Annotated in this window: 10 protein-coding genes and 2 pseudogenes; 9 read left to right on the top strand and 3 right to left on the bottom strand. The window is 62.6% G+C overall.

Translation table 11 applies throughout. From position 1 onward, the window contains the following. From BTM36_RS09530 to BTM36_RS09510, 5 genes and pseudogenes are all read left to right on the top strand, one after another. The gene (locus BTM36_RS09530; protein ID WP_077236060.1) at positions 1 to 621 is read left to right on the top strand and encodes a TetR/AcrR family transcriptional regulator; all 621 of its coding nucleotides are present in this window, start codon (positions 1 to 3) and stop codon (positions 619 to 621) included. Between the two features lie 107 nt (positions 622 to 728). Beyond that, positions 729 to 1,874 (top strand): ABC transporter substrate-binding protein, encoded by a 1,146-nt coding sequence (locus tag BTM36_RS09525; RefSeq protein ID WP_139347125.1) that lies wholly within the window; start codon positions 729 to 731, stop codon positions 1,872 to 1,874. A 109-nt stretch (positions 1,875 to 1,983) separates the two neighbouring features. Then, positions 1,984 to 4,047: a phenylacetic acid degradation bifunctional protein PaaZ gene (gene paaZ / locus BTM36_RS09520; RefSeq protein ID WP_077236058.1), complete on the top strand. Its 2,064-nt coding sequence runs from the start codon at positions 1,984 to 1,986 to the stop codon at positions 4,045 to 4,047. Between the two features lie 141 nt (positions 4,048 to 4,188). Beyond that, a complete protein-coding gene (locus tag BTM36_RS09515) occupies positions 4,189 to 5,241 on the top strand; it encodes a branched-chain amino acid ABC transporter permease (RefSeq protein WP_077236057.1) in 1,053 nt (350 codons plus the stop codon). 19 nt (positions 5,242 to 5,260) lie between these two features. Continuing rightward, positions 5,261 to 6,652: pseudogene (locus tag BTM36_RS09510) on the top strand (ATP-binding cassette domain-containing protein); the annotation flags it as partial. A 107-nt stretch (positions 6,653 to 6,759) separates the two neighbouring features. On the opposite strand, the pseudogene BTM36_RS28965 reads toward BTM36_RS09510, so the two are convergent. From BTM36_RS28965 to ychF, 3 genes and pseudogenes are all read right to left on the bottom strand, one after another. Then, a pseudogene (locus tag BTM36_RS28965) lies at positions 6,760 to 9,207 on the bottom strand (SNF2-related protein); the annotation flags it as partial. Continuing rightward, complete coding sequence (locus tag BTM36_RS09500; protein WP_077236056.1) at positions 9,207 to 10,268, bottom strand: Fic family protein; 1,062 nt, start codon at positions 10,266 to 10,268, stop codon at positions 9,207 to 9,209. The pseudogene BTM36_RS28965 and the gene BTM36_RS09500, both read right to left, overlap by 1 nt. Before the next feature lie 242 nt (positions 10,269 to 10,510). After that, on the bottom strand, positions 10,511 to 11,602 hold the full coding sequence (ychF, locus tag BTM36_RS09495; RefSeq protein ID WP_006461559.1) for a redox-regulated ATPase YchF: 1,092 nt from the start codon (positions 11,600 to 11,602) through the stop codon (positions 10,511 to 10,513). 425 nt (positions 11,603 to 12,027) lie between these two features. Between ychF and BTM36_RS09490 the strand changes: the two genes are divergently transcribed. The 4 genes from BTM36_RS09490 to BTM36_RS09475 are packed head-to-tail and all read left to right on the top strand — an operon-like array spanning position 12,028 to position 14,878. Further along, positions 12,028 to 12,831: an ABC transporter ATP-binding protein gene (locus BTM36_RS09490; RefSeq protein ID WP_174616831.1), complete on the top strand. Its 804-nt coding sequence runs from the start codon at positions 12,028 to 12,030 to the stop codon at positions 12,829 to 12,831. Then, the gene (mlaE, locus tag BTM36_RS09485) at positions 12,828 to 13,607 is read left to right on the top strand and encodes a lipid asymmetry maintenance ABC transporter permease subunit MlaE (protein WP_006461561.1); all 780 of its coding nucleotides are present in this window, start codon (positions 12,828 to 12,830) and stop codon (positions 13,605 to 13,607) included. The genes BTM36_RS09490 and mlaE overlap by 4 nt, the downstream gene beginning before the upstream one ends. 60 nt (positions 13,608 to 13,667) lie before the next feature. Beyond that, positions 13,668 to 14,144, top strand: a complete 477-nt coding sequence (mlaD, locus tag BTM36_RS09480; RefSeq protein WP_006461562.1) for an outer membrane lipid asymmetry maintenance protein MlaD — start codon at positions 13,668 to 13,670, stop codon at positions 14,142 to 14,144. Next, on the top strand, positions 14,141 to 14,878 hold the full coding sequence (locus BTM36_RS09475; RefSeq protein WP_077236054.1) for a VacJ family lipoprotein: 738 nt from the start codon (positions 14,141 to 14,143) through the stop codon (positions 14,876 to 14,878). Before mlaD ends, BTM36_RS09475 begins: the two co-directional genes overlap by 4 nt. Positions 14,879 to 14,891: the final 13 nt, after the last annotated feature.

Below are 14,891 nucleotides of genomic sequence, written 5' to 3'. Positions count from 1 at the left end.
ATGCCACGCAAGCGTGCAGCGGGATACGACAACCAGCGCGAGACCATCATCGAACAGGCGGCAGCTTTGTTCGCGCGCAACGGTTTCGCCGGCACATCGATGAATGAAGTGGCACTGGCATGTGGCCTGTCCAAGGCCTCGCTGTATCACTACTACACCGACAAGCATCAACTGTTGATGACCATCTGCGAAGGCCATATCGACCGCCTGTGCGCTCTGGTCGATGAAGTGGCCCAGCAGGACCTGCCACCCGAGCCACGCCTGCGCCTGCTGATCCAGCGCTTCGTGGAGGAATACCGCGACGCCCAGAACGAGCATCGCGTGCTGACCGAGGACGTGCGCTTCCTGGCGCCGGATGACCAGGAAAGCATCCTGGCCGGCGAACGCAAGGTGGTCAAGGCAGTGGCCGATGCCATGTGCGCGGTGCGCCCGGAGCTGGATCGCAGTCGCATGGCCAAGCCGCTGGCGATGCTTCTGTTCGGCATGATCAACTGGATGTTCATGTGGCTCAAGCCCGATGGCGAGCTGACCCATGAGCGCATGGCGGTGGTCGTGTCCGATCTGTTGTTCGGTGGTATCGGCGCCGTTGGCCTGGACGGCGTCCCCAGGAAGAAACGATGACGTGAGCCCTTGATCGGTCGCGTCATTGCAGGCATGCAACACCACAATGACAACACCATCAAGGAGACTCCATGCCGTACCGCCTGCCCTCTGTTTGTCCACCTCGACTGCCGCTTTTCCGTCCGCTGTTTGCACTGGCCCTGGCCGGCTGCATGCACCTCGCCCACGCCGACATCAACGTCGGCGTCACCGTCTCCACCACCGGTCCGGCCGCCTCGCTGGGCATTCCGGAGAAGAACACCATCGCGCTGCTGCCGACCACCATCGCCGGGCAGAAGATCAACTACATCGTCCTCGATGACGCCTCCGACACCACGCAGGCGGTCAAGAATGCACGCCGCTTCGTCACCGAAAACAATGTCGATGTCATCGTCGGTTCCTCCGTCAGCCCCAACTCGATCTCGATGATCGAGGTCGCCGCCGAGGCGCAGACGCCGATGATCTCCCTGGCCGCTGCGGCCCGCATCGTCGAGCCGATGGACGCCAAGAAGAAGTGGGTCTTCAAGACCCCGCAGAATGACATCATGATGTCGCTGGCCATCGCCCGCGACATGGTGGCGCGTGGCTACCAGCGTGTGGCCTTCATCGGCTACGCCAATGCCTACGGTGAAGGCTGGTACGAGGAATTCAAGAAGGCCGCCGGCCTGAAGAAGCTGGAGCTGGTGGCGAACGAACGCTTCGCTCCGACCGATACCTCGGCCACCGCACAAGCCCTGAAACTGGTGGCGGCCAAGCCGGACGCGATCCTCATCGCCGCCTCCGGCACCCCGGCCGTGGTCCCGCAGCGTGCTCTCAAGGAGCGCGGCTTCAAGGGCCAGATCTACCAGACCCATGGCGTGGCCAATGCCGACTACCTGCGGGTGGGCGGCAAGATGCTGGACGGCACCCTGCTGCCGGCCGGCCCGGTGCTGGTGGCGGCGCAACTGCCGGCTACCAATCCCATCCGCAAGGTAGCGTTGGACTATACCGCCCGCTATGAGGCCGCCCACGGCAAGGACAGTGTCTCCCTCTTCGGCGGCTATGCCTGGGATGCCGGCGTGCTGCTGCAATCAGCCATTCCCGTGGCGATGAAGCGTGCCAAGCCCGGTACCCCGGAGTTCCGCGCCGCCCTGCGCGACGCGCTGGAAGCCACCCGTGAAGTGACCGGCGTACACGGCGTCTACAACATGTCGGCCAGCGACCACCTGGGTCTGGACCAGCGCGCCTCGGTGATGGTCAAGATCGTTGATGGCGCCTGGCAATACCAGCCCTGATCCGCTTTGCAGGTCGGCCTCTTCAGGCCATTTGATTCCCATGCCGGCCATGCACCCGGGCTGACCTTCAGCCGGGTGCGCCAGCATCTTCACGTCTACAGGAGTTCCCATGACGGTACGTACACCGCAGCTACAGAGTTTCATTGCCGGCCGCTGGCTCGGCGAGAGTCCCGCCCAGATCTTGCACAGCGCCGTCAACGGCCGCGCCGTCGCATCCACCCACGCCGAGGCGATCGACTTCGGCGAAGCACTGGATCACGCCCGCCAGCAGGGGCTGCCCGGCTTGCTGGCGCTGGACTTCCAGCAACGCGCCGCCCGCCTCAAGGCCCTGGCGAAATACCTGACCGAACACAAGGAGACGCTCTACGCCATCTCCGCCCACACCGGCGCCACCCGCGCCGATAGCTGGATCGACATCGAAGGCGGTAGCGGCACGCTGTTCACCTATGCCAGCATCGGCACCAATGAATTCCCGTCCTCCAACTTGCTGCATGAGGGGCCGGCCTTTGCGTTGGGCAAGCAGGGGCGCTTCGCCGGCAGTCACATCCTGGTACCGCGCGGCGGCGTGGCGGTGCATATCAATGCCTTCAACTTCCCGGTCTGGGGCATGCTGGAAAAATTCGCGCCAAGCTTCCTGGCGGGCATGCCCTGCATCGTCAAGCCGGCCACCGCCACCAGCTATCTGGCCGAGGCGGCAGTGCGTCTGATCCAGCAATCCGGCCTGCTGCCGGCCGGCAGCCTGCAACTGGTGATCGGCAGCACCGGTGACCTGCTGGATCGCCTGCAGCCGCAGGACGTGGTGACCTTCACCGGCTCGGCCGATACCGCCGCCCGCCTGCGGGTCCACCCCAATCTGGTTGCCAATGCCATTCCCTTCAACGCCGAGGCCGATTCGCTGAACTGCGCCATCCTTGGCCCGGATGTGAGCGCGGACGATGAAGAGTTCGAGCTCTTCGTCAAGGAAGTGGCGCGCGAGATGACCACCAAGGCCGGCCAGAAATGCACTGCCATCCGGCGCGCCATCGTGCCGCGCCAGCAGGTCGATGCCGTGGCTGAACGGCTGGCAGCGCGGTTGCGCAAGATCGTGGTCGGCGACCCGGCGCTGGAGTCGGTGCGCATGGGGCCGCTGGCTTCCCGTGACCAGCAGCGCGATGTCGAGCAACGGTTGGCGCTGTTGAAGCAGGGCGCCGACATCCTGCTCGGTGCCGGCACGGCATTCCAGCCGCAGGGCGAGGGTGTGGCCGAGGGCGCCTTCTTCGCGCCGACCCTGCTGCTGGCACGTGACACGGCCGCCGGCAGCCCGGTGCATGAAGTCGAGGCCTTTGGCCCGGTCAGCACCCTGTTGCCCTACGACGACCTGGACGAAGCCCTGGCCCTGGCCGCCCGGGGACGCGGCAGCCTGGTGGCCAGCCTGGTCACGCGCACACCCGCCGTGGCGGCGCGGGTCATTCCTGCGGCCGCCGCCTGGCATGGCCGCCTGCTGGTGTTGGATCGCGAATCGGCGCCGGAATCCACCGGCCATGGTTCACCCCTGCCGCAGCTCAAGCACGGCGGCCCCGGTCGTGCCGGCGGCGGCGAAGAACTGGGCGGGGCGCGGGCGGTCAAGCATTACCTGCAGCGTAGTGCGGTGCAGGGTTCGCCCACCATGCTGGCGGCGGTGGTCGGCGAGCATGTGCGCGGCGCCCAGGTCCGTGAATCGGACATCCACCCCTTCCGTCACTATTTCGAAGACCTGCAGATCGGCGATTCGCTGAGCACCCATCGACGCACCGTCACCGAGGCCGACATCGTGAATTTCGGCTGCCTCTCCGGTGATCATTTCTACATGCACTTCGACGACATCTCGGCACGCCAATCGCCCTTCGGCAAGCGCATCGCCCACGGCTACTTCGTGCTCTCGGCGGCGGCCGGGCTGTTCGTCTCGCCGGCACCCGGGCCGGTGCTGGCCAACTATGGGCTGGACACGCTGCGCTTCGTCAAGCCGGTCGGCATCGGCGACACCCTGCGTGCCCGCCTGACCTGCAAGCGCAAGATCGACCGCAACAAGAAGGACGCCAATGGCCAGGGGCAGGGCGTGGTCGCCTGGGATGTGGAGGTCAGCAACCAGGATGACGAGCTGGTCGCGTCCTACGACATCCTGACCCTGGTGGCCAAGCGACCGGTGGCCGCATAGCGGCATGACTGAACGGCTGGATGCCGGCAGTCATTGATTGCGTAAATGATATAAAAAATATAAACGGCTCGACGGAGCCGGAGACCTGCCCGGCCAGCCGCAGCCCGAACTGCGACGCCCGGGCAGAAAAGGAGGAGACAAATGGATGCAAGCATATTGACCGTGCTGGTGCAGGACGGCATCACCACCGGCGCCATCTATGCGCTGTTGTCGCTGGCGCTGGTGCTGGTGTTTTCGGTGACGCGGGTGATCTTCCTGCCGCAGGGCGAATTCGTCGCCTTTGGCGCCTTGACGCTGGCGGCGATCCAGAACGGCCAGGCCCCCGGCACGGCCTTACTGTTGCTGGCACTGGGCGGCGTGACGCTGGCGGTGGAAGCCGGCAGCGCATTGCGCCTGCCGCAATCGCGTGCGCGCCTGCGGCGACGCTGGCCCTGGATGCTGGTCACGCAGGTACTGGTGCCGCTGCTGGTGGTCGCAATCACCCGTTACGTCGATCTGCAGACACTGGCCATGCCGCTGCAGATCCTGCTGGCATTGCTTATCGTGGTGCCGATGGGGCCGTTGATCTATCGCGTGGCCTACCAGCCGCTGGCGCATTCCAGCGTACTGGTGCTGTTGATCGTCTCGCTGGGTGTGCACCTGGCCATGGTCGGGCTGGGGCTATTGATGTTCGGGCCGGAAGGCAGCAACACCCGGCCCTTCACCGATCTGCAGTTCAACCTGGGCGAGAGTCCCGTGTCGGGGCAGAGCGTGATCGTGCTGGTGACGGTGGCGGCGCTGATCGCGGTGATCTATCTCTTCTTCGAACGTACGCTCACCGGCAAGGCCTTGCGTGCCACCGCCGTCAACCGGCTCGGCGCCAGGCTGGTGGGCGTGGGCATCAACCAGGCCGGCAAGCTGTCCTTTGCGATGGCGGCCGCCATCGGTGCGCTGTGCGGCATCCTGATCGCGCCCTTCACCATCGTCAATTACGAATCGGGTTTCATCATCGCCCTGAAAGGCTTCGTGGGCGCCATCTTCGGCGGACTGGCCAGCTATCCGCTGGCGGCACTGGGTGCGGTCTCCGTGGGCCTGGTCGAGAGCTTTTCCTCGTTCTGGGCCAGCTCGTTCAAGGAATTGATCGTCTTCACGGTCATCCTGCCCATCCTGCTGTGGCGGTCGCTGACCAGCCACCACATCGACGAAGAAGCCTGAGGTCTCCACCATGCCATCCATGCCATCCTTCATGACCCATCGCGCCGCCTGGCCGGTGCTGTTCTTCGTCATCGTACTGGCCTTGCCGCAGCTGGGCCTGCCGCCGTTCTGGGTGACCCTGCTGTCCTATGTCGGCCTGTATGCCATCGTCGCCCTGGGGCTGGTCTTGCTGACCGGCGTGGCCGGCCTGATCTCGTTCGGGCAGGCGGCCTTCGTCGGCATCGGCGCCTACACCACCGCCTATCTCACCACGCAATTCGGCCTCTCGCCCTGGGTCGGCCTGTTGGCCGGTATCGCCCTGACCGCCTGCTCGGCGCTGGTGATCGGCGCGCTGACCATGCGCATCTCCGGCCACTATCTTCCCTTGTCCACGATTGCCTGGGGGCTGTCGCTGTACTACCTGTTCGGCAATCTGGAGATGCTGGGCAAGCACGACGGCATCAATGGCATCCCCGCGATCAGCATCGGCAGCTTCGAGTTCGGCAACGGTGGCTCGATGTATCTGTTGATCTGGGGCGTGGTGATCCTGGCGCTGGTTTCGGTCGTCAACTTCCTCGACTCACGCGCCGGTCGTGCGGTGCGGGCGCTCAAATATGGGTACGTCATGCCCGAGTCCATGGGTGTGGATACCGCCCGGCTGAAGATCATCATCTTCGTCTATGCCGCCGTACTGGCGGGCATCTCGGGCTGGCTCTACGCGCATCTGCAACAGGCGGTCAATCCCACGCCCTTCGGACTGAAATACGGCATCGACTACCTGTTGATGGTGGTGGTGGGCGGTGCCGGCCATGTCTGGGGCGCGTTGCTGGGCGCGGGATTGCTGGCGGTGTTGAGCAACTTCCTGCAGGAGTGGCTGCCGGGCCTGTTGGGGAGCGGCGGCAACTTTGAAGCCATCGTCTTCGGCATTGCCCTGGTGATCTTCCTGCAGTTCGCCAACGAAGGCTTGTGGCCGCGCCTGCAGGCGCGCTTCGGCCAGCGCCGGGTGCGCAGCTTGCGAACCGGTGGCGCGCCGCTGGCGCAGTTGCCCAAGCCGCAGCGGGGAGAGATCATCCTGCAGGTCGAATCCGCCCGCAAGCAGTTCGGCGGGCTGGTGGCGGTCAACGATGTCAGCTTCGCGGTCAGGGCTGGCGAGATCGTCGGACTGATCGGGCCGAACGGCGCCGGCAAGTCGACCACCTTCAACCTCGTGACCGGTGTGTTGTCGATCACCAGCGGCAAGCTCGACTATCGCGGCCAGTCATTGGCGGGATTGTCGTCACGCGAAATCTGCAGTCGCGGCATCGCCCGCACCTTCCAGCATGTGCGCCTGGTGCCGGGCATGAGCGTGCTGGAGAACGCTGCCAAGGTCGCCGCGCTGACCGATGCCACGCTGTCCCTGCGTGCCGGCCAGATCGTCACCGTCATCGGCCCCAACGGCGCCGGCAAGTCCACCTTGCTCAACGCCATGATGGGCGCGCTGCCCATCCGAGTCGCTACGTCTTCGCGAAGGTTGGCTACATCCAATCCATCCTGCTCGGAAGGCCGCGTTCGCGCGGGTAAGCGCAGGAGCTTTTCGGGGTCGTCCTCCGCAAGGGGCTGGCCGTCTGACGTGATAGCTGCTACCACCAGACGCTGTTCTTCGTTTCCGAGGGCCTCAACAGTCACAAGCTTCAAGGTCAGCCAGCCGGTCTTGCCACGATAGGGCTTGAGGGTACTGACTTGGATGCCGTGTGCGTCGTAGTCGAAGACGAGGCGCGAGCCCGCAAGCACGCGGCCTTTCGCCTTCTCTGTCACCCACTCGGCGAGCGAATGGCCGATGCGATAGAGATGTGAGTCGCCAGAGCGGCGGGGCAGTTCATAGCGACCAAGTTCAACGGCATTCAGAGTGTTTGCCGGTAGGTGTTGAAGTACAAAGCCGTCTTCGTCGAAAAGAGCGCACTCCCCCAACTCCGCCCGCGTCAGTTCGAGCAGCATGTTCTCGTACTTGCTTCGTGCTGCTCGGCTATCAGCAGCACGCACGCGCAGCTTGTCCTGGACCTCTTCGTCAAAGTTCTCCAGCAGGATTTGCCGGGTCTTGACCATGGCCTCGTTGATCTCGCCAGACAGGTCGCGCTGCAGTTGCTCGAAGCTGGTCTTGATCTCTTCAGGGTCGCGGCAGTTTTGGTAAATCTCTGCAATTCGTCGTTCGAAATCCACGCCCGAACCGATGGCGCCCAGCACTTCGTCGCTGGCGCCAAACACGCCTTCGAAGAGTTGGAACTTCTGGTCTAGCAACTCGTAGACACGGGCGTCGGCTTCGTTACTGCGGTCGACGAAATTGACCACCACCACGTCAAATTTTTGACCATAACGATGGCAGCGGCCGATGCGCTGTTCGATGCGTTGAGGGTTCCATGGCAGGTCGAAGTTGATGACTAGCGAGCAGAACTGTAGGTTGATACCTTCGGCGCCGGCCTCGGTGGCAATCATCACCGTGCCGCGCTCTCTGAAGTGCTCCACAAGGGCTGCGCGAGTGTCGGCCGTGCGTGAGCCTGTGATCCTGTCGGTGCCGTGGTGGCGCTTGATCCAGTCCGCGTAGACCGCTTGTGCACGGGCATCATTGTTCGTGCCGTTGAAGAGCACGATGCCTTCACCGTACGGGGTCGTCTCCAGCAATGAAAGCAGGTATTCCTGAGTGCGCTTGGACTCGGTGAAGATGATGGCCTTCTTGGCGGAGCCCAGGCGGTCCAGTTCAGCGAATGCCTTGTCCAGCGCCGTCAGCAGCGCTGTGCCTTTGGCGTTCTCGCGGATGTTGGTCGCCAACTTCTTGAAGTGCCGCAGTTCGGCAATTTCTGCTTCCACGGCGTCTCGCTGATCCACAGACGAAGTGCCTGAGTTCGCAGCGCCGTCATCCCATTCGTCTGCGGTTTCGTTGAGTGACTCGTAGTCTTCATCGAGAGCCTGCGTCAGATCGGACTCATCGGGCGATGCTTTGAGCTCCCCTTCTAGGCGCTTGGCCATGGTCTCTAGTGCGCCGGCTATGGCATGCGTGGACGACGCAAGCAGTTTCCAAAGCACAAGTGAGATCAGTTGCCTTTGGCCCTCGGGTAGGGCCTTGAGGTTTGGGCGGCGAAGGTAGCCTGCCACCAAGTTGGACAGCTCGCGCTCCTCGGCGGACGGGGTGAACTCTTCTACCATGGCCCGTCGTGCCGTGTAGGGCACGTACTGCTGCACTTGCCTGCGCAGTGTCCGCTTGCACACCGTGGCGAGCCTGGTGCGCAGCGCTGCGAAGGCCTGTTCGCGGGATTGCGCAGTGAACTGCGAGCGGAAGCTGTCGATGTCTCCGAACACGCGGTCGTCGATCATGCTAACGAGCCCATATAGCTCCAGTAGCGAATTCTGCAGCGGAGTGGCCGTGAGCAGCACCTTGGAATGAACGTGTGCCAGCGCCTCCTTCAGCGTCTTGGCGATGACGTTGTTGGTCTTGTAGACGTTGCGCAGCCGGTGAGCCTCGTCCAATACCACGAGATCCCACTCGACTGCTTTGATGTCCTCGGCCTTGGTCTTGGCGAACTGGTACGAGCAGATGACGGGCCCCGATGAGACCTGGAAGGGGTTACGGCGGTCTTGTTTGCGCAGAGCGTTGTAGTTCTTGGTCTCTAGCAGAACGCTCTGTAGGTTGAACTTGTCCTGCAGTTCCTGGTGCCACTGCTTACGAAGATTGGCCGGGACGATGATCAGGATGCGGCGACGCCTCTCAGCCCACCGCTGAGAGATCACCAGTCCTGCCTCAATGGTTTTACCGAGTCCAACTTCGTCGGCCAGGATAACCCCGCGTGAAAGTGGATTTGCACAGGCGAACAACGCCGCCTCAACCTGGTGGGGATTGAGATCAACCTGTGAGTCGACCAAGGTTGAGGCAAGCGATTCGACAGAGTCGCCCGCCGTACGTCGGGTCAGTAGCCAGGCGTAGTACAGGCTTTGATACGGCGTCAGTGGCTGTTGCATCAGGGTTTTCCCTCCACCTTGACTTGTGACCATTTCGCGCCGCGTCCCTTTCCTGTCGGGGCAATCACCCCCTCGGTTTTCATGGCTCTTAGGATTACGCGTACCATGTCCCGACTGATACCGGGGCAGGCTTCCTCAATCTCCGAGATGGAGAAGGGCAGCTGGCGCTTGAGAATTTCCGAGCGAACACGGTCGCCCTTGGCGCCACGGCCGCGCTCGATGGTGCCCACGCGCTCTTCGAATTCCTTGTAGGCGCGCAGCAGGGCACCCCAGAAGTAGTCGAGCCATGGGGCGATGTTGTGAGCCGCCTCGTGCCAGCCCTGGGAGCTGGCCTCCAGCGTTTCGTAGTAGCTCTCCTTGGACTCCTCGAAGATGCGCTCCAGGCTGATGAAGCGGCCCACCGCATAGCCGAAGTGATAAAGCAATTGCAGCGTGAGCAGTCGTGCCATACGGCCGTTGCCATCCGGGAATGGGTGGATGCACAGGAAGTCCAGGATGGCGAGAGGCACCAACACCAATGGGTCGGCCAAATGCTGATCCAGCGCCGAGCGGTAGCGCGTGATCAGGTCCGTCATCGCCATGGGGGTGAGGTGCGCAGCGACCGGCCGAAAGCGGATACGCGAGCTACCGTTGGGGTGGCGCTCGACGATATCGTTGTTCGTGGCCTTCCAGTGCCCACCCGGTTGCGGCATATAGCGGTACAGCATGCTGTGAAGCTGCAAGATGGTACCTTCCGAAAACGGCATCTGTTCGCCGCTTTCGTGGATCAGGCCCAGTGCATCGCGGTAGCCCGCGACTTCCTGCTCAGACCTGCTTTGCGGGGTGGCATTCTTGAGCACCAAGGACTTGAGCCGGTGAGCCGCGACCACGACGCCCTCCAGGCGGTTCGAAGATTCGGTGGACTCGACCACGGCCACCTGCCGCAGGTCGCTTAAGACCTCGGGTGATTGCGCCACGAAGAGCTGCTGCTTGCCACTGTATTCACCCAAGGCGCGCAGCGTCGCCAGTTGCTGCGCGTTGAAGCGCAGCCCGGCGAGGTAGTCTGGCGAGAGTGATTGCATTGAGCAGCATCCGCGTACGAAATAATGGGGTAATGCTACCGCATATGGGGGTATTTTTGGTAGTCATTACCCCAATAAGGCGGTAATTACCTCATTTATGGAAGGTGCTCCGCTGCCCGTTCGTGTGACTTCGCTCACCCTCCAGAAATGACAAAGCCGCGTAATTCGCGGCTTTGTTGTGCTTCCCGGATTTCGTCGTCTTTCCGGTTTTCTGGAAAGACCGTCCGCCCGCCAGATGTTAGTTAGACGTTAAACAGGAAATTCATCACATCCCCATCCTTGACCACATACTCCTTGCCTTCGGCCCGCATCTTGCCTGCTTCCTTGGCACCGGTCTCACCCTTGCAGGCGATGTAGTCCTCGAAGGCGATGGTCTGCGCGCGGATGAAGCCGCGCTCGAAGTCGGTGTGGATCACACCCGCGGCTTGCGGGCCGGTGGCGCCGACCGGGACGGTCCAGGCGCGCACTTCCTTCACGCCAGCGGTGAAGTAGGTCTGCAGGCCCAGCAGCTTGAAGGCAGCACGGATCAGGCGGTCCAGGCCCGGTTCTTCCATGCCCATGTCGGCCAGGAAGTCGACCTTGTCGGCGTCGTCCAGGTCGGCGATCTCGGCTTCGATGGCGGCGCAGATGGCCACGATGGGGGCGTTCTGTTCCTTGGCGTAGCCGGTCAGCTGGTCCAGCAAGGGGTTGTTGGTGAAGCCGCTATCGGACACGTTGGCCACATACATGGCCGGCTTGGCGGTGATCAGGCACAGCGGCTTGATCAGCAGCATCTCTTCGGCATCCAGGCCCAGGGCGCGTACCGGCTTGGCTTCGTCCAGCGCCGGCATGATGCGTTCCAGCAGGGCGACCAGTTTGGCGGCGTCCTTGTCGCCGGAACGGGCTTTCTTCTGTTCGCGGTGGATGGCCTTTTCGACCGTACCCATGTCCGCCAGGGCCAGTTCGGTCTGGATCACGGCGATATCGTCCAGCGGGCTGACACGGCCGGCAACGTGGATCACGTTGGGGTCTTCGAAGCAGCGCACCACGTTGACGATGGCGTCGGTCTCGCGGATGTGCGAGAGGAACTGGTTGCCCAGGCCTTCACCCTTGGAGGCACCCGCCACCAGGCCTGCGATGTCGACGAATTCGACGGTCGCCGGCAGGATGCGCTCAGGTTTGACGATCTCGGCCAGCGCCTTCAGGCGCGGATCGGGCACTTCCACGATGCCGACATTGGGCTCGATGGTGCAGAACGGATAGTTCTCGGCGGCGATGCCGGCCTTGGTCAGCGCGTTGAAAAGGGTGGACTTACCGACGTTGGGCAGACCCACGATGCCGCATTTGAGGCTCATGACAGATTCTTCCGAAAGCAAAACCGACATTGTAGCAAGCTGTGCGCCGCAACCCTATGCTTTGCTTGGCTGCATTGTTCTTCCGGGCTGGACCTCCGGGCGCCGGCATCCCTGTCCGGAAACCATGAGGGCCCCTCGACATGGAGCGTTTTGGGGGCGAATTACACCTGTGTTGTCTTTTATATATGAATTCGTTGTGTATATGCCACGCAATGGGAAATATCTGAAATGCACAATATTTAACTGACTCATTCGTCAGCAAGTTGGTTGTTGGCAATAGTTATCAAGTTCCTCTAAATTGCACGTAACTTGTAAAGAAAAGGCTCATTTCTCCGCGGCCATTTACACGCTGTATTGCCCTCTTGAAAGCGATTTGTAAAATTTGCTCTACAATGTCGGTTTTCCAAAGAACTCGAAGAATCCCTTTGCCTAATATCGTTGAAATCCGCGATCTGCACTTCCGTTATGGCGACCGGCCGATCCTGTCCGGTCTCCATATGGATTTCCCGCGCGGAAAGGTGGTGGCGGTCATGGGCGGTTCCGGTTCGGGCAAGACCACCATCCTGCGGTTGATCGGCGGACAGTTGCAGCCGCAGCAGGGCAGGGTGGAAGCGGATGGCGAAAACGTGCCCGACCTGGGGACCGGACAACTGTATTTGTTGCGTCGCAAGATGGGCATGCTGTTCCAGAACGGCGCGCTGTTTACCGACATGACGGTGTTCGACAACGTGGCCTTTCCACTGCGCGAGCATACCGACCTGGATGAAACGCTCATCCGCGACCTGGTCCTGATGAAGCTCAACGCCGTCGGCCTGCGCAATGCGGCCGCGCTGAAGCCGGCGGAAATCTCCGGCGGCATGGCGCGGCGCGTGGCGCTGGCCCGGGCGATCGCGCTGGACCCGGCGCTGATCATGTATGACGAGCCCTTCGCCGGCCTCGATCCGATTTCCATGGGTGTGACCGCCAACCTGATCCGCCGTCTCAATGACGCGCTGGGGTCGACGTCCATCCTGGTGTCGCACGACGTCAATGAATCCTTCGGTATCGCCGATTATGTGTATTTCCTGTCCGCCGGCAAGATCGTGGCCCAGGGTACGCCGGAAGAGATGCGTCATTCCACCGATCCCTATGTGAAGCAATTTGTCCACGCCGAGGCCGATGGGCCGGTGCCTTTCCACTATCCCGGCAAGTCGCTGGCCGAGGACCTGGGTCTGGGAGGCGGCGCATGATCGTCGGTCTCGTCAGCGGCCTGGGCCGCAGTATCCGGGAGTTCGTGGTCGGGGTCGGTTTTGCTGCACGCATGTTCGTCAACATGCTGGGCGCCTCGTTGGGCTTGCTGCGTCGTCCGCGCCTCATTACCGACCAGATCCACTTCATCGGCAACTATTCGCTGGTGATCATCGCAGTGTCGGGCTTGTTCGTGGGTTTCGTGCTGGGTCTGCAGGGTTATTACACGCTCAACAAATACGGTTCCGAACAGGCGCTGGGTCTGCTGGTGGCCCTGTCGCTGACGCGTGAACTGGGTCCGGTGGTGACAGCGCTGTTGTTTGCCGGGCGCGCCGGGACCTCGCTGACCGCCGAGATTGGCCTGATGAAGGCCGGCGAGCAGCTGTCGGCCATGGAGATGATGGCCGTGAACCCGCTGCAACGCGTGGTCGCGCCGCGTTTCTGGGCGGGTGTCATCGCCATGCCGGTGCTGGCGGCGATCTTCAGTGCCGTGGGCGTCATGGGCGGTTATGTGGTCGGCGTGCTGCTGATCGGCGTCGATGAAGGTGCCTTCTGGTCGCAGATGCAGGGCGGCGTGGACGTCTGGAACGATATCGCCAACGGCGTGCTGAAAAGCGTCGTCTTCGGCGTGGCAGTGACCTTCGTGGCGCTGTTCCAGGGATACCAGGCGCAGCCCACGCCGGAGGGTGTGGCCCGCGCCACCACCCGCACCGTGGTGATCGCTTCGCTGATGGTGCTGGGCCTGGACTTCCTGCTGACCGCGCTGATGTTCAGCTGATCGCGGCAAAGAATGTAGAGCGCCCGTACGCGGGCGACGATGAATATAGAGGGTTGAACTATGCAACGTAAATCACTGGATGCCTGGGTTGGAATCTTCGTGCTGCTGGGCGTGGCTGCGCTGGTGTTCCTGGCGCTCAAGGCCGGCAACATGAGCTCGATGTCCTTCGGTCAGAAGACCTATGCGCTCAAGGCCAGCTTCGACAACATCGGCGGCCTGAAGTCGCGTGCGGCGGTCAAGAGCGCCGGTGTGGTGGTGGGCCGCGTGGACTCGATCCGCTTCGACGACCAGACCTTCCGTGCCGTGGTGATGCTGAACATGGACGAGGGCTACAAATTCCCCAAGGACAGCTCCGCAAAGATTCTGACTTCGGGTCTGTTGGGTGAACAATACATCGGCATCGAACCGGGTGGCGATACTGCTAACCTGGCTTCGGGCGATACCATTAAGATGACGCAATCCGCAATCGTGCTGGAGAACCTGATCGGTCAGTTCCTCTACAGCAAGGCGGCAGAGGGAAAGGATGATTCAAAATGAATAAGAAGACCATCAACACCGCCTACGCGAGCCGCCTGGGCGCCATCGCCCTGGCAGCCGCAGCCCTGACCGGCTGCGCCAGCACCAGCAACAATCCCAATGATCCGCTGGAAGGTTTCAACCGGACCATGTTCAGCTTCAACGACACGGTCGACAAGGTGGCCCTGAAGCCGGCAGCGCAGGCCTATGACGCGGTGGTGCCCAATCCGGTGCAGCATGGCGTGGGCAACTTCTTCGGCAACATCGGCGACCTGTGGTCGTCGATCAACCAGCTGCTGCAGGGTCGCGTCGAGCAGGGTGTATCGACCTTCATGCGCGTGGCCATCAACACCACCTTCGGTCTGGGTGGCGTGCTGGACGTGGCGACCGAAGCCCGCCTGCCGCGTGAAAAGTCCGATTTCGGCCAGACCCTGGGCAAGTGGGGCGTAGGCTCGGGCCCGTACGTGGTGCTGCCGTTCTTCGGCCCGTCGACCGTTCGTGATACCGCCGGCCTGCCGGTGGACCTGTATGGCGACCTGTGGACCTACAAGCGTCCGGTACGCTGGCGCAACGTCGGTGCGGTGGTGCGCATCGTCGACCGCCGCGCCCAGTTGCTGGATGCCTCGACCCTGCTGGAAGACGCCGCGCTGGACAAGTACGATTTCGTGCGTGATGCCTACCTGCAACGTCGCCAGAGCCAGATCAATGGCGCCGGTGGCGGCAAGGATCAGCCGGAAAACACCATCGAGCCGTAAAGGCCTGATCGGC

The organism is Herbaspirillum sp. VT-16-41, from assembly GCF_001994935.1.
In the GTDB taxonomy this organism is placed as follows: Bacteria; Pseudomonadota; Gammaproteobacteria; order Burkholderiales; family Burkholderiaceae_D; genus Herbaspirillum; species Herbaspirillum frisingense.
Note: the sequence above shows the minus strand (reverse complement) of the source record. Positions and strands in the feature narration are given on the sequence as shown.

Coding starts and splice junctions, on each gene's coding strand:
- BTM36_RS09530 (WP_077236060.1), top strand. CDS start 1: ATGCCACGCAAGCGTGCAGCGGGATACGACAACCAGCGCGAGACCATC.
- paaZ (WP_077236058.1), top strand. CDS start 1,984: ATGACGGTACGTACACCGCAGCTACAGAGTTTCATTGCCGGCCGCTGG.
- BTM36_RS09475 (WP_077236054.1), top strand. CDS start 14,141: ATGAATAAGAAGACCATCAACACCGCCTACGCGAGCCGCCTGGGCGCC.
- mlaD (WP_006461562.1), top strand. CDS start 13,668: ATGCAACGTAAATCACTGGATGCCTGGGTTGGAATCTTCGTGCTGCTG.
- mlaE (WP_006461561.1), top strand. CDS start 12,828: ATGATCGTCGGTCTCGTCAGCGGCCTGGGCCGCAGTATCCGGGAGTTC.
- BTM36_RS09515 (WP_077236057.1), top strand. CDS start 4,189: ATGGATGCAAGCATATTGACCGTGCTGGTGCAGGACGGCATCACCACC.
- ychF (WP_006461559.1), bottom strand. CDS start 11,602: ATGAGCCTCAAATGCGGCATCGTGGGTCTGCCCAACGTCGGTAAGTCC.
- BTM36_RS09500 (WP_077236056.1), bottom strand. CDS start 10,268: ATGCAATCACTCTCGCCAGACTACCTCGCCGGGCTGCGCTTCAACGCG.